The sequence below is a fragment of the Nocardia sp. NPDC127579 genome, from assembly GCF_042672005.1.
Classification (GTDB): Bacteria; Actinomycetota; Actinomycetes; order Mycobacteriales; family Mycobacteriaceae; genus Nocardia.
Genome location: NZ_JBHXVZ010000001.1, coordinates 706,771 through 719,742, shown reverse-complemented (window position 1 = coordinate 719,742; position 12,972 = coordinate 706,771). Strand labels below are relative to the sequence as shown.

At 66.3% G+C, this 12,972-nt stretch carries 14 protein-coding genes and 1 tRNA gene; 9 read left to right on the top strand and 6 right to left on the bottom strand.

What is annotated here, in order from left to right; genetic code table 11:
* Positions 1 to 29: 29 nt before the first annotated feature.
* From ACFVMC_RS02715 to ACFVMC_RS02700, 4 genes are all read right to left on the bottom strand, one after another.
* Positions 30 to 1,487, bottom strand: a complete 1,458-nt coding sequence (locus tag ACFVMC_RS02715) for an aminotransferase class I/II-fold pyridoxal phosphate-dependent enzyme (protein WP_379206246.1) — start codon at positions 1,485 to 1,487, stop codon at positions 30 to 32.
* Between the two features lie 107 nt (positions 1,488 to 1,594).
* Entirely contained in the window at positions 1,595 to 2,482 is an 888-nt protein-coding gene (locus tag ACFVMC_RS02710) for a ParB/RepB/Spo0J family partition protein (RefSeq protein WP_379206244.1), read from the bottom strand.
* On the bottom strand, positions 2,482 to 3,189 hold the full coding sequence (locus tag ACFVMC_RS02705; RefSeq protein ID WP_379207778.1) for a ParA family protein: 708 nt from the start codon (positions 3,187 to 3,189) through the stop codon (positions 2,482 to 2,484). The genes ACFVMC_RS02710 and ACFVMC_RS02705 overlap by 1 nt, the downstream gene beginning before the upstream one ends.
* A 49-nt stretch (positions 3,190 to 3,238) precedes the next feature.
* Positions 3,239 to 4,675, bottom strand: a complete 1,437-nt coding sequence (locus ACFVMC_RS02700; protein WP_379206243.1) for an MFS transporter — start codon at positions 4,673 to 4,675, stop codon at positions 3,239 to 3,241.
* Positions 4,676 to 4,855: 180 nt separating this feature from the next.
* On the opposite strand from ACFVMC_RS02700, the gene ACFVMC_RS02695 reads away from it, so the two are divergent.
* The 4 genes from ACFVMC_RS02695 to ACFVMC_RS02680 all read left to right on the top strand — a co-directional run bounded on the left by ACFVMC_RS02695 (position 4,856) and on the right by ACFVMC_RS02680 (position 8,181).
* Positions 4,856 to 5,815: an alpha/beta hydrolase gene (locus tag ACFVMC_RS02695; RefSeq protein WP_379206241.1), complete on the top strand. Its 960-nt coding sequence runs from the start codon at positions 4,856 to 4,858 to the stop codon at positions 5,813 to 5,815.
* A 75-nt stretch (positions 5,816 to 5,890) separates the two neighbouring features.
* The gene (locus ACFVMC_RS02690) at positions 5,891 to 7,342 is read left to right on the top strand and encodes a flavin-containing monooxygenase (RefSeq protein ID WP_379206240.1); all 1,452 of its coding nucleotides are present in this window, start codon (positions 5,891 to 5,893) and stop codon (positions 7,340 to 7,342) included.
* A 67-nt stretch (positions 7,343 to 7,409) separates the two neighbouring features.
* On the top strand, positions 7,410 to 8,087 hold the full coding sequence (locus ACFVMC_RS02685) for a DUF1542 domain-containing protein (protein WP_379206238.1): 678 nt from the start codon (positions 7,410 to 7,412) through the stop codon (positions 8,085 to 8,087).
* 21 nt (positions 8,088 to 8,108) lie between these two features.
* Positions 8,109 to 8,181: transfer RNA gene (locus ACFVMC_RS02680), tRNA-Arg, on the top strand.
* 378 nt (positions 8,182 to 8,559) lie between these two features.
* Here the strand turns inward: ACFVMC_RS02680 and ACFVMC_RS02675 are convergent.
* Positions 8,560 to 8,817: a hypothetical protein gene (locus ACFVMC_RS02675; RefSeq protein WP_379206237.1), complete on the bottom strand. Its 258-nt coding sequence runs from the start codon at positions 8,815 to 8,817 to the stop codon at positions 8,560 to 8,562.
* A gap of 205 nt (positions 8,818 to 9,022) precedes the next feature.
* Positions 9,023 to 9,523: a MarR family winged helix-turn-helix transcriptional regulator gene (locus ACFVMC_RS02670; protein ID WP_379206235.1), complete on the bottom strand. Its 501-nt coding sequence runs from the start codon at positions 9,521 to 9,523 to the stop codon at positions 9,023 to 9,025.
* A gap of 61 nt (positions 9,524 to 9,584) precedes the next feature.
* Between ACFVMC_RS02670 and ACFVMC_RS02665 the strand changes: the two genes are divergently transcribed.
* From ACFVMC_RS02665 to ACFVMC_RS02645, 5 genes are all read left to right on the top strand, one after another.
* Positions 9,585 to 10,793 carry an amidohydrolase family protein gene (locus ACFVMC_RS02665; protein ID WP_379206233.1) on the top strand — a complete coding sequence of 403 codons (1,209 nt, stop codon included), beginning with the start codon at positions 9,585 to 9,587 and terminating at the stop codon, positions 10,791 to 10,793.
* A 467-nt stretch (positions 10,794 to 11,260) separates the two neighbouring features.
* On the top strand, positions 11,261 to 11,683 hold the full coding sequence (locus ACFVMC_RS02660) for a GDSL-type esterase/lipase family protein (protein ID WP_379206232.1): 423 nt from the start codon (positions 11,261 to 11,263) through the stop codon (positions 11,681 to 11,683).
* A 32-nt stretch (positions 11,684 to 11,715) separates the two neighbouring features.
* Positions 11,716 to 12,213 carry an SDR family NAD(P)-dependent oxidoreductase gene (locus ACFVMC_RS02655; RefSeq protein WP_379206230.1) on the top strand — a complete coding sequence of 166 codons (498 nt, stop codon included), beginning with the start codon at positions 11,716 to 11,718 and terminating at the stop codon, positions 12,211 to 12,213.
* An 85-nt stretch (positions 12,214 to 12,298) separates the two neighbouring features.
* Positions 12,299 to 12,574, top strand: coding sequence for a type II toxin-antitoxin system Phd/YefM family antitoxin (locus tag ACFVMC_RS02650; RefSeq protein WP_379206228.1), 276 nt, complete (start codon positions 12,299 to 12,301; stop codon positions 12,572 to 12,574).
* Positions 12,567 to 12,971 carry a type II toxin-antitoxin system VapC family toxin gene (locus tag ACFVMC_RS02645; RefSeq protein ID WP_379206226.1) on the top strand — a complete coding sequence of 135 codons (405 nt, stop codon included), beginning with the start codon at positions 12,567 to 12,569 and terminating at the stop codon, positions 12,969 to 12,971. Before ACFVMC_RS02650 ends, ACFVMC_RS02645 begins: the two co-directional genes overlap by 8 nt.
* Position 12,972: the final 1 nt, after the last annotated feature.

Genomic DNA, 12,972 nt, shown 5'->3' with positions numbered 1-12,972 from the left:
CGATCCCGCCAGAGTCACACCGAAGTTCGCTACTTTGTCACGCGGACCGTGGCCAGCGTGGAGTCCGCGGCATCGGGAATGTTCATGCCCGCGGCCAGACCGGTGCGCAGATAGTCCAGGACCGCCGAATCCAGACGCTCCCCGGGCAGCACCACCGGAATCCCCGGCGGGTACGGCGTGATCTGCTCGGCGGCGATACGGCCCGCGGCCCGCTCGATCGGCACCGCTTCGGCCGGTCCGAAGAACGCGTCGCGGGGCAGCTGGACCTGCTCCAACTGGAGCTCTTCCGGAGACGGCAGCGAAATAGCCGGTGCCTCGCCGGGTTTCACTGCCGCGCGCCAATCGGCGAGTCCGCGGACCAGAGTGTCGACGGTCTGCTTGTCGTCGGCGAGCGACAGTGTCGCCAGCACCCGGCGATGATCGATGAGCCCCATGTCGAGCCGCCGGTGCTCGCGCAACCAATCCGCGGCCTGATAGCCCGTCGCGCCCGTCCCGGAGACATCCATCAGCACCTGTAGGCGATCCAGGTCATGGGAGGCCTCGACCCCGAGCAGTTGCTCCTCCAGTACCTCGAGGCCGGGAATCTCGGCCAGCTCGGTGCGCGCCCGGCGTGCGACACCCAGTGCGGCATCGAGCAATTCGTAGCCGCGCTCGACCATCTGCCGTCGCCAGCCGTCCAGCGCGGCGTAGACCAGCACGCTCGGGCTGGTGGTCATCAGCAGGTCGGCGCACGCGCTGAGTCGCGCGGGATCAACCAGGTCACCCTGGAGATGGAACACCGATCCCTGTTCGAACCCCGCGCCCATCTTGTGCACGCTGACCACGCACACATCAGCCCCGACATCCATGGCCCAGGTGGGCAGGCCGGGGTGGAACGGCAGATGCGCCCCCCACGCCTCGTCCACGATGAGCGGCTTGCCGCGCTCATGGCACACCTGCGCGATCCCGGCCAGATCCGCGCAGGTGCCGTACGGGCTCGGGCTGACGATCAGGCAGCCCGCCGCGTCCGGGTACCGCTCCCACACCGCGCGGACCTGCTCGGGCGACGGCGGATGCGAGAAGTGCCGCTCGGCGTCCCAGCGCGGCGTGATCCAGCGCGGCAGTACCCCGGAGAAGATCAGGCCCGCGACGATCGATTTGTGGCTGTCCCGCGCCACCAGCAATCCACCGTCCCGCCCACCCGCGACCGCCATGATCGCGGCCTTCACCGACAGTGAGCTGCCGCAGGTGGAGAAGAAGGCGTGCTCGGCGCCGACCGCGTCGGCCATCAGGGATTCGGCGTCGGCCAGGTAGCCGTTGCGCGCGAGCCGATCGTCGAGGCCGGGCCCGGCCAGGACATCGGACCGGAAGGCGTCCGCGCCGATGGCATCGAGCACCCGGTCGTCGGCACCGCGCCCCTGCCGGTGCCCGGGTGGCGTGAATCCGTATCGGCCGAGCCGGTGGTAGTTCGACAGCGCCTCGACCAATGGAGCCCGTGAGTGGTCCATGCCTGACGTGCTACCCGCCCGCCAGCGGGCTAATCACCAGCGCCTTAACCGCGGTTAAGAACGGCGATCGCCCCTCCCGCCGGCGGAAGGGGCGATCGGGTCGCCGCTCAGGAAACGAGCTGACGCAGCTCGGCGATCAGCGCGTGCACGCCGGGCCGGTCCAGATGGGCCAGCAGCGCGGGCGCGAGCGTGTCGGTGCCGACGCCCCATTTCTTGAACGATTTCGCGACCTGGTCGATGCCGACGGGTTCGGGTGATTTCCGCTCCGGCCGCGGCTGATCGGCTTTGTCGAGCGCGGCGCGCCACCGCGCCACCTGTTCCTCGGCGGGCACCAGGGCCAGGCTGCGGGCCACCCGGATCGCCAGTTCCCCGGCACGCAGTTTCTGCTGCAACTGCGGTGTCAGCTTCAGCAGTGCCCGGCGCTGAGACACCCACGCCTCGGTCTTGCCCAGCGCGGCGGCCGCGGCCGCCGCCGTCCCCGAGTCGGCGACCAGGGCCTCGACCGCCCGGGCCTCCTCGATGACATCGAGGTTCTCCCGCTCGACATTCTCCCGGATGGCCGCGGTGCGCAAGCTGGCCCGGCTGGCGGCGACCTCGTCCTTGACTACGAATTCCAGTGTGTCGCGCCCGTACTTCTGGGCGGCCGCCAGACGGCGGCAACCGTTGATGATCACCAGTTTCGCCGTGCCGAGCTCCGGTTCGTCCTCCGGCCACAGCGCCAGATACGCCGCCCGGGTGACCGCCAGCGCGGGTTGCAGCTGGATTTCCGCGATCGATTCGAGGTCTTCGAGATTCCGCTCGCCCTCGCGTGGATTGCGTGGATTGGCCACCAGGTCGGCCAGCGGCGCCGTATTCGAGGGCGCCGACTTGAGCACCGCCGCCGTCCACGGCGCCGGTTTACCGACGACGGCCACCGAATTCACGCCGTCCACCGGCGAATTCAGGCCGGTCGAGCCGACCAGCGAGGCGAGGTCGGTGCGTTTACCGCGAGCCATCAGCGACCACCCGTCTTCAATTCCAGTGCCAGCCGGGCGAAATCCTGGCGGCATTCCAATGAGATGCGATTCTTCGGGTACTGGGTGACCACCACCCCGTCGGCGGACGCCCGCGCGTGCACCTTGTAGTGGCGGACCACGGTATTGGCCAGCGGCCATTCGTTCGCCTGGACGAAGGCCCTGGTCTGCTGGAGATCGACATCGCCGTCGCGGGGATCCCAATTGTTGATGACGACCAGGAAATCCAGTCCGCGCGGCTTGATCAGGGTTTCGATGGTGCGTGCCGTCGGATCGAAGCCGAGCGGTTCGGGTTCCAGCGGCACCAGCACGTGGGTGGCCGAGTCCAGGGCGGCGTGCAGGGCATCGGCGTAGGCAAGCCCGTCCAGCGGGTCCTCGGCAGTGCCGTCGTGGCCCATCCAGCCGGGCGTGTCCACGTAAACCTGCTTGATGTCGGGCAATTCGCGGAGTTTGCGCAGACCGGCCACGTCCTCGTGGGTCTGCACGATGTGGAAGGGCAGTACTTTCATTCGCTCGGCCCACCAGGTCGCCGAGCCCTGCGGGTCGATGCTGACCACCGCGACGGGCGACGGTTCGTCGGGGTCGCGGGCCAGAACTTCGGCGGTGGTCGCGGCCAGGTTCATCGACAGGGTCGATTTACCCACTCCACCTTTCTGATTCAGGATCAGCTCGACTTCGGCGTGCGGCATTCGTGCGGTCACCTCCTTCGGATTTCGGGGGAGTTGTCGATGTCCTCGCTCACAGAATTCCGTCGCCGGTGATCCGCCCGCCGCGCGGCAGCTTCGGCGGTACCGGTTTCAGGATGACCGCGGAGGCGGCGCTCAGATCGCGGCCCTTCGTTTCCGGCGCGCCCCACAGGCAGATCAGATAGCCGATCGCGGTGATCGCGGCGGCGCACAGGAAGGTGGTGCCCAGTCCGAGATGATCGAGCGACCACGGCAGCAGATAGGTGCCGAGCGCCGCGCCGACCCGGCTGACCGAGGTGGCGAAACCGACAGCGGTAGCCCGGATGTGGGTCGGGAACAGCTCGTTCGGATAGGTCCAGTCGAGCACGTTCGGGCCGCCGCAGAAGAAGGCGTAGAGGCAGAGCATGACCAGCGCCAGTCCGACGTGCATATGCGGCCAGATGCCCATGGCGAGTACCGGAAAGATCATCAGGGCGAAGCACCAGACGATCGTCGGCCGACGGCCGACGGTATTGATCAGGCGCATCGCCGGTAGACAGCCGATCAGGAATACGACGCTGATCAGCGCCACGCCGAGGGTGTCCATCCAGGTGCCCGCCGGCATGCCGAATCCCTCGAGAATGCGCGGCCCGAAGGTCAGCATGGCGAACAGAACCGTCACCTGGCACAGGAAGAATCCGGAGCAGAATGCTGTGCGCTTACGGAATGCGGGCGTGAACAATTCGCGGATGGAACCCTGGTGTTCGGCTTCGGTCGGTTCGATGAGGTCCGTCGGCGCGACTCGTTTCGTCAGGAACTTCTCGATCATCGCTGCTGCCTCGTCCGCTCGTCCGTGCTGAGCCAGCCAGCGCGGCGATTCCGGCGCCGAGGATTGCCGGACGATGAGGAAGAACGCGCAGAGCAGCGCGCTGCTGGCCAACTGCCAGCGCCAGCTGCCATTGCCGAAAAAGGTCAGGCACAAATAGCCGACGACATAGGCGAGTACCGAACCCGCGTACCACGCGACAATCTGGAATCCGAGCAGTGTGCCCCGTTGTTTGCGGGGCAGCCATTCACTCAGCAATGAGGTGGCGATCGGATAGTCGGCGGCGACGGCCATGCCGAGCACGAAACGCAGGACCACGATCAGCCACACCGACTCGGTCCAGAACGACAGCACCGAGCAGACCGCCATGACCACCAGGTCGGCGGTGTACATGAACTCACGCCCGATCTTGTCGGTGAGCACACCGAACAGCGCGCCGCCGACGAACATGCCGATCAGCGCGGACGCGCCGATCAGGCTTATGTCGGTGGTGCTGAGATCCAGCTCCGCGGTCATGCCGATCAGCGCGGTGCCGACGATGCTCAGGATGTAGCCGTCCAGCAGCGGGCCGCCAGAGCACGCGACGGCGAGTCTGGCGTGGAATCCGGTGAAAGGTGCGTCGTCGATGACGGTGGTAGAAATCGGAGCCTCCTCGCCGATCCCCCGCGAGCGAATACGAAGCAAGCGCTGCGAACCTACCCCGGTGCCGCGCGCCGACCTCGGTCCGACACGCGAATCCGGACCGGCCCGCCGATTGCCGCGCGCCATGTCCCCGGCGTGTCGTATTGGCGTATTTGGGACTGTGTGACAGCGGAATTCGAATGAGTTCGGTATTTTTCTTCCGAACAGGTGGGAGGTATCGGTGTGCGCACGACAGCGCGATCCGGCCGGAGATTCGCGGGCCGGCTGAAGCAGATCATCACGGTGCTGGCGACGGCGGGGATCCTGTCGACCCTCGGCGCGACAGTGGCCACGGCCGCGCCCGCGGGCGGCCAGCAGGAACTGATGGTGCCCTCCAGCATGGGGCCGATCAAGGTGCAGGTGCAGTGGGCCGCACGCGGTGGCAGCGCGGCCCTCTACGTGCTGGACGGGCTGCGCGCACCCGGCGATCACAGCCAATGGATCTCCGACACCAACGCGATCGGTCAGTTCGCGGGTGACAACGTCACCCTGGTGTTCCCGGTCGGTGGCCGGTCCAGTTTCTATACCGACTGGTACCGCCCGAGCAGCACCAACGGTCAGAAGAACACCTACAAGTGGGAAACCTTCCTGACGCGGGAGTTGCCCGCCTTTTTGTCCAAATACGGTGTGTCCCGGACGAACAACGCGATCGTCGGTGCGTCCATGGGCGGTAACGCGGCATTGACGCTGGCCGCGCACCACCGTGACCAGTTCAAGTTCGCCGGTTCCTTCTCGGGTTTCGTGAACCCGACCTTCCCCGCCTGGAACCAGGCGATGCGCGCCGCCATGTGGGACGAGGGCATGTTCAACGTGGACGACATGTGGGGCCCGGCCGGTGATCCGGCGTGGCTGCGCAACGACGCCACCGTGCAGGCGGACAAGCTGCGCGGCCTGCCGATCTACGTGAGCTCGGGCAACGGTGTGCCCGGTGTCCTGGACCTGGCCAACGGGATCGGCAACACGGTGAACGCCATGGGCCTGGAGGCGATGTCGCTGACCGCCGCGCAGATCTTCCGAGATCGTCTGGCCGCCTTGGGAATTCCGGGCCGGGTCGATCTGGTCAACGGCACCCACACCTGGCCGTACTGGGAGCGCTCGCTGGCTACCGCTCGCCCGATGATCCTCGACGCGCTCGGCCTCTAGCCGAGTGGCCGAAAATATTGATTTCCTGTCCGCTGATCTCTTAGCGGTGCAGGTCGGGGCCGCTACTGTCGAGGTATGACTAGCCCGTCCATCCTCATCATCGGCGCCGGATTCGCGGGGCTCGGCATGGCCATGGAACTGCGCCGCGCCGGGCTGGACAACTTCACCATTCTGGAGAAGGCCGCCGACCTCGGCGGCGTGTGGCGGGAGAACACCTACCCGGGCGCGGCCTGCGACGTGCCCTCACCGCTGTACTCCTGGTCCTGCGAGCCGAAAACCGACTGGCCCCGGCGATTCTCGGAACAGGCCGATATCCACGCCTATATGCGTGGCGTCGCGGAGAAGCACGATCTGCGGCGCGATATCCGTTTCGGTACCGAGGTGGCCGACGCCGAATTCGACGAGCGATCCGGACAGTGGACGGTCACCACCACCGACGGGACCAGGCTGACCGCCGACGTGCTCATTCCCGCCGTCGGGCAGCTCTCACGTCCAGCCCTGCCGAATCTGCCCGGTATCGATAGTTTCACCGGCGCGGCGTTCCACTCGGCCGAATGGGATCACAGTGTCGACCTGACCGGTAAACGCGTCGCCTGTATCGGCACGGGAGCCAGTGCGATCCAATACATTCCGCGGATCCAGCCGAAGGTCGCGCACCTGACGCTGTTCCAGCGTTCGGCCGCCTGGGTGCTGCCGAAATTCGACACCGAATACAGCGCACTGCACCACGCGCTGTTCAAGCACGTGCCGCCCACCCGGTGGGCCGAACGGTTCGCGATCTGGTCGTTCTTCGAGGTCCTCGCCCTGGCCCTGACCGACATTCCAGCGATCAAGGCCCCCGTCATCGCCCTCGCCGACCGGCATCGGGAAAAGCAGGTACCCGATCCGGAACTGCGCGCGAAACTCACCCCCGACTACGCGGCGGGCTGCAAGCGCGGGCTGTTCTCCAACGAGTATTTCCCGGCGCTGGCCCAGCCCAATGTGGCCGTCGAGACCACCGCGATCGAAGCGGTGACGCCGAATGGCATCCGCACCGCCGACGGGGTCGAGCACGCGGTCGACGTCATCATCTACGGCACCGGATTCAAAGGCACCGAATTCCTCGCGCCCATGAATATCTACGGTGTCGGCGGCCGCAAGCTGGCCGATGTCTGGGGTGATGAGGGCGCCCGCGCCTACCTGGGTGTTTCGGTGCCGCACTTCCCGAATCTGTTCCTGATGTACGGGCCGAACACGAATGTGGGCTCCGGGTCGATCATCTACATGCTCGAATCCCAGGCACGCTATATCCGCCAGGTCGTGCGCTATCTGGCGCAGCGGCCCGGACAGCAGCTCGCGGCCCGGCCCGGGGTCGAGCAGAATTGGGACGACTGGTTGCAGCGTCGTCTGAAGGACACGCCCTGGAATTTCTGTTCCAGCTGGTACCGGAACGCGGCCGGGCGCATCACGAACAACTGGCCCGGGGCCACGGTGCTCTATCGCTGGAAGACCCGCCGCTTCGACCCGGCCGAGTACGAGCGCACCTGATCCCTAGACAGCAAACTGTCAGTAAACTCGATTCCGTTTCGGTACGCCGACGGAAGGCGAGTGTGCGATGGTGTGGCTGCTGCTCCTGCTGGTCGTGGTGATCGTCGTGATCTTGTTCGCGATGAGACCCAAAACCCAGGCGTCCACCCTGGCTGAGGTGGAGTTCGCCGACGCGCTCTCCGGCGCCAGGCGCGAGCAGCAGCGGCTCGGCGATCAACTCGACATCCTGGAACCCAGCAACGATGCGGCAACGCAAGCGCTGGCCGACGCCGCCGAATGTCACGCCTCGGTCGCCGCCCAACTCGGCCTGGCCACCACCCCCCTCCAGGCCCGGGTCGCCAAACAGACCGCGCTGGAAGGCCTCTACTACATCCGCGCCGCCCGCACCGCCATGCACCTGGACCCCGGCCACGCCATCCCGAAACTCGCCAATCAGAACCGTGCCGGCCACGTCACCGAGGACCGCACCGTCATCTTCCAGGGCCGCCAGATCACCGCCGCCCCCACCCCCTCCGACCACACCCCCTTCTATTACCCCGGCACCCTGGTGGCCGGCCGCCCCGTCCCCACCGGCTGGTACTCCGAACCCTGGTGGCGCCCCGCCCTCCTGACCGGCACCTGGCCCCCCGCCACCCCCGACCTCTTCACCTCCCTCTTCACCGCCATGCCCGATTTCCCCTACGACCCCGCCACCTTCGAATCCGGCCTCCCCACCGATTCCCCCTCCGACCACCCCACCCGGTAGACTCCGATCCCATCTAGCCCAGCCTTCGTAGCTCAGGGGATAGAGCACCGCTCTCCTAAAGCGGGTGTCGCAGGTTCGAATCCTGCCGAGGGCACAATGGGGGAACCCTTGTTTTCCGCAGGTCAACCCGCGTGTGAATTAGCCTGGGGTGCGGTTGCCTTCCCGCGTGACTGCTGTAGGTGCCTGTGGCGAACAGCGGCTGACGGCTGAGGAGTTCCTGTCTGCGGACCCCGGAGACCTTGCTGCGCGGTTCGGCGGGCCATTCGAGCTGGTGGATGGTCGTGTGGTGCGCTGTCGGGCAGAGTCGGGCCCATGACCGGGTGATCCACAGACTGCGCCGGGCACTCGAGAACGCGCACGCGCTGAACGGTTCGTGCCTCGATACCGAGTCGGATACTCCTGTTCGCTTTCCCGACGCGGACAGCGCGAGCGTGGATCGGCGAGCCGAACTTCCGGTTCCCGGACCTCCTGGTCATCGACTGCGGCCGAGACGAGTTTCGTCTCGACTGGTCCAACAAGCGGTACGCGCTTTGTAGGGCCATCCGGTCTCGCTCACGGTCGACAGGTAGAAGCTGCCTCGTTCGCCGATGAACCAGGATTCGTTCTCGCCCAATCGATCCGGTACCGCGGGCACCTCGGCCATCCGTTCGTAGCTGCGGGCACTGCCGTGCGCGGTCTGGTGGACCCGGACGGAGTCGGTGAACGCGATTTGTGCGTAGTGTCCGGTCATCTCATCGACTTCCGGGCGGCGAGCGTCGATTTGGTCGGCGAGGACCTCCGGGGGATGGTCATGTTGTCTGCCTATCGGGGCGTGGAGGGAACATACGACTACCTAACTGTTGCTAGCTGTTTAACAGTTAGAGTTCGTCGATTGATTCCCAGGCGCGCGGATTTTCGGTCCCCGTGATTGGCGAGCGGTCCAGGCGTCGACCGGGTCAGCGCGGCCGGCGGCCGATGATCGCGTTGATGTCGCGGAGAGCGTCCGCCCCGCGGCGGATCGCGTCCTCGGGAACGCCTGCCATCAGTTGTTCATGCACCCTGCCGGAGCCGGCCATGGCGGCTCGGGCGACCGTCAGGCCGTCGGGTGTGAGCTGTACCCATCGGCTGCGGCCGTCGCCGGGGTTGTCGACTCGTTCGATCCGTCCGGCGGCGGTAAGTCGTTGCAGCACATTGCTGGTGCCGCCCGAGGTCAGGAACAGCGAGCGGCTGAGCTCGCTCGGCTTGAGGCGATACGGTTCGCCTGCGCGTAGCAGGGCCGCCAGCACATCGAATTCGGCGTAGGTCAACCCGAAGTGGGCGATCTCGGCTCGTACGGCTTGTTCCAGCAGTGCGTTCAGCCGCGAAATCCGCTTGCTCAGCTCGAGATTGGCGATCAGCGCGGCGGAGAGCCCACCTGCTTGCCAGCCGGGTACCAGATCGTCGACTTCGTCACGCACGCCGACAGCCTACTAGCATTCTATATTGCTTTTCCAAAAGCTTTCAATCTAGTCTTATGGCATGAGTTCTCTGCTTCTCCGCGGTGGGATCGTGATCGACACCGAGCCGCAGCCACACGTCACCGAATACACCGACATCCTGTTGGAGGATGGCCGAATCGCCGCTCTAGGAACAGGTTTGAGCGCGCCGGAGGTGCTCGATGTGACCGGTCGGCTGGTCTTACCCGGCTTCGTCGACACGCACCGGCACACCTGGCAGGCCGCACTCGGCGCAACCGTCGCCGATGGCACCCTCGCCGACTATCTGGCGCGCATCCTGCACGGGTACGCCCCGCGCTATCGCCCCGAAGACGTCTACATCGGCAACCTGGCCGGCGCGCTGGACGCCGCGAGTTCCGGCACCACCACGTTGCTCGACTGGTCACAGCTGAACGAGACTCCGGCGCACACCGAGGCGGCGGTGGATGGATTGCACGCGTCAGGTGTCCGCGCGGTCTATGCCTACCCTGGGGCCCCGATCTCGACGACGCCTCGAACGACCTTCGCCTACGCCGCCAGTGGTCCCGAACATGCCGGTCCTCAGGTCGCTGCCGAGGAATGGCGCGCCGCGCGAGAACTCGGCCTCCCGATCACCGTCCACATGGGCGGTCACGGACGCGAGAGTGCCGATCGCGGACTGGCTTTCCTGCGAAACAGTGGCCTGCTCGGCCCTGACATCACCTACATCCACCCCAACTACTACACCGATGACCAACTCCGTCTCATCGCCGACACCGGCGGCACCGCCTCGATCGCGCCCATCAGCGAAGCCGCGTTGCATATCGGCTATCCCGCCGTCGGCCGCCTGCAAGCCCACGGCATCCTTACCTCGCTCAGCAGTGATTCGGTGACGAGCGGCCCCGGCGACATGTTCAGCATCATGCGCACCGCATACCTCTTCGAAAGAGCGAGGCTCGCCGAGGATTTCACCACCCGGGATGTGCTGCGCACGGCCACCATCGATGGCGCACGTGTCCTCGGTCTCGCCGAGACCACCGGTTCGCTGCGAGTGGGCAAACAAGCCGACCTCATCGTCGTGCGCACCGACACGCTCGCGATGAGTGCCTTGACCGACCCCATCGCCTCGCTGGTGCTCTCCGCCACGCCTGCCGATGTGGACACCGTCCTGGTGGCCGGCGAAATCGTGAAACACAATGGCCGCCTGCGCAATCACGACCTCTCAGCCCTGCGCGCCACCCTGCTCGAGTCGGCCCGCTACCTCGCGGCCTGAGCGTCCGCATGCCGCGAGCGCGGCCGCGGTTTCGACGCCGACGTGTCCAGATAGCCGATCATCGACGCTGCTCTTCGATCAACTCGCTGACGCTGCCTTTCCCGTGGACGGGCGTGGGGCCGGCTGCTTTTCTTGGGCGGCGATTGTGCGCGTGATCCGGCGGTCTCGTACAAGTACGTCAAAAAACTACGCACCCGCGCGTTCTCGCCTTGACGCCGCCAGATCGCCGCGAATCTGATCGGATGGTGCTCCTCGATCGGGATCCAGGTGATGCCGGGAATTCCAGCGTGGGTTTCGGCGGCGACACCGGCCAGCGAGACACCCGCGCCGGCGGCGACGAGGTAGGGAATCTCCTGCCACGCGATAGCGGCGTGGCCGCGGGGAATGGGGCGGCCGGAGGGCGTGTTTCGCGGGAAGTGGTCCGCGACGGTGGCACGACACGGCACGGCACACCATCGTCGCATTCGGTGACTCGATCACCGTCCACTACCGACGCCGACAATCGCTGGCCGGACGAACTGGCCGAACTCCTGGCGAGCACGGGTACACCGCGTCCGGTGCTCAACTCCGGTATCGGCGGCAACATGCTGCTGCACGACTCGGCCTGGTTGGCGCACGCCAAGGGAATCGAGGTCATCGGCGCCACGCTGCTGCCGATGAAGGGCGCGGAGTATTACAACGCCGAGTCCGCGGCGAAAATCCGCGAATTCAACGACTGGATCCGCACCTCCGGCGAATTCGACGCCGTTGTCGACTTCAACCGAGCGCTCGCGGACCCGGCCGACCCGGAACGACTCCTGCCTGCCTTCGACAGCGGTGACCACAAGCATCCCAACGACGCCGGCTACCGGGAAATGGCCCAGGCGATGACGCGCATTCCGCTGACCTGACCTCCGAAAAACCACATGCGAAGGAAACATCCATGGACTTGAACATCGAGGGGAAAGTCGTCTTGGTCACCGGCCACTCCGCGGTGCGCATGACCCGGGCGGCGCTCCCGGCTTTGCTCGAACACGGCGGCGGCAGCATCGTGCATGTCGCCAGCGAAGCCGCGCGGTTTCCTGATCCGCCGATCGTCGACTACGCCGCCGCGAAAACCGCGCTGCTATCGGTTTCCAGGGCGCTGGCAGCAGAATTCGGCCCGCGGCGAGTGCGTTCCAATGTCGTTTCTCCCGGACCGACCCGGACAGCCCTTTTCGATGCGCCGGATGGCTTCGCCGAGCAACTCTCCGCACGCTTCGGGCTGCCTGCCGAAGAAGCCGTGGACCATTTCGTCCGTAATGTGCGTCGCCTCCCCAGCGGCCGCATCGGGACGCCCGATGACGTCGCGCAGGTCATCGCCTACCTGCTGTCGCCGCTCGCCGGCCAAGTGACCGGCGCTGAATGGGCAGTCGACGGCGGGGCGCTTCGCCAGGTCTGACCGCCGTCGACGAACTACCTGCCCGGTATCGCTTCCTCACGATGGCCGTGTAGCGCGGTGCGCTACGTGTAGCTACACTGGTTTCATGAAGGTCATCACGCAGCGCGAATTCCGGAATCGGTCTGCTGCTGTCATGGATGCGGTCGAAGCCGGCGAGACCTATCGGGTGACCCGGAACGGCGTCGAGGTCGCCGAGTTGCGCCCGATCAGCAGGCGGCGGCGGCTGACGGCTGAAGAGTTGGTCGAGAAGTCTCGACGGCTACCGCGTGTCGACTACGAGGAGATGCGCCGGGAGGCCGATGAATTCTTCGGCACCGAGGATCGCATCGGAGACGATCCGTGGGAGCGGCGGCATGGGTGATCGTCACGAGTCGGGCGTTCTCGACACCTGTGCCTACATCGATCTGGATCTGCTCGATCCCGAGGTGCTGCCGATGGTTCCGGAGATCACCGCGATCACCATGGCGGAACTACATCAGGGTGTCGCGATGGCCAAGACCGCGTCGGCTCGGGCAGCCCGCACCGAAAGGCTCGGAGCCGCGATGGTGGATTTCGAGCCGCTGCCATTCGACGCGGATGCCGCCACGCGGTACGGGTCACTGGTGGGGCTGACGCTTCAAGCCAATCGAGATCCACGCCCGCGCCGGATGGATCTACTCATCGCCGCGATCGCGTCTGCTCGGCGACTCCCGCTCTACACCCGTAACGGCGTCGATTTCCGGGGGCTGGAGGACCTGGTCGAGATCGTGGAGCTGTGAC

Excerpts from the sequence above, each read along its gene's own strand:
- ACFVMC_RS02665 (WP_379206233.1), top strand. The coding sequence starts at position 9,585 with ATGAGTTCTCTGCTTCTCCGCGGTGGGATCGTGATCGACACCGAGCCG.
- ACFVMC_RS02655 (WP_379206230.1), top strand. The coding sequence starts at position 11,716 with ATGGACTTGAACATCGAGGGGAAAGTCGTCTTGGTCACCGGCCACTCC.
- ACFVMC_RS02685 (WP_379206238.1), top strand. The coding sequence starts at position 7,410 with ATGGTGTGGCTGCTGCTCCTGCTGGTCGTGGTGATCGTCGTGATCTTG.
- ACFVMC_RS02710 (WP_379206244.1), bottom strand. The coding sequence starts at position 2,482 with ATGGCTCGCGGTAAACGCACCGACCTCGCCTCGCTGGTCGGCTCGACC.
- ACFVMC_RS02705 (WP_379207778.1), bottom strand. The coding sequence starts at position 3,189 with ATGCCGCACGCCGAAGTCGAGCTGATCCTGAATCAGAAAGGTGGAGTG.
- ACFVMC_RS02650 (WP_379206228.1), top strand. The coding sequence starts at position 12,299 with ATGAAGGTCATCACGCAGCGCGAATTCCGGAATCGGTCTGCTGCTGTC.
- ACFVMC_RS02690 (WP_379206240.1), top strand. The coding sequence starts at position 5,891 with ATGACTAGCCCGTCCATCCTCATCATCGGCGCCGGATTCGCGGGGCTC.
- ACFVMC_RS02715 (WP_379206246.1), bottom strand. The coding sequence starts at position 1,487 with ATGGACCACTCACGGGCTCCATTGGTCGAGGCGCTGTCGAACTACCAC.
- ACFVMC_RS02645 (WP_379206226.1), top strand. The coding sequence starts at position 12,567 with ATGGGTGATCGTCACGAGTCGGGCGTTCTCGACACCTGTGCCTACATC.
- ACFVMC_RS02675 (WP_379206237.1), bottom strand. The coding sequence starts at position 8,817 with ATGACCGGACACTACGCACAAATCGCGTTCACCGACTCCGTCCGGGTC.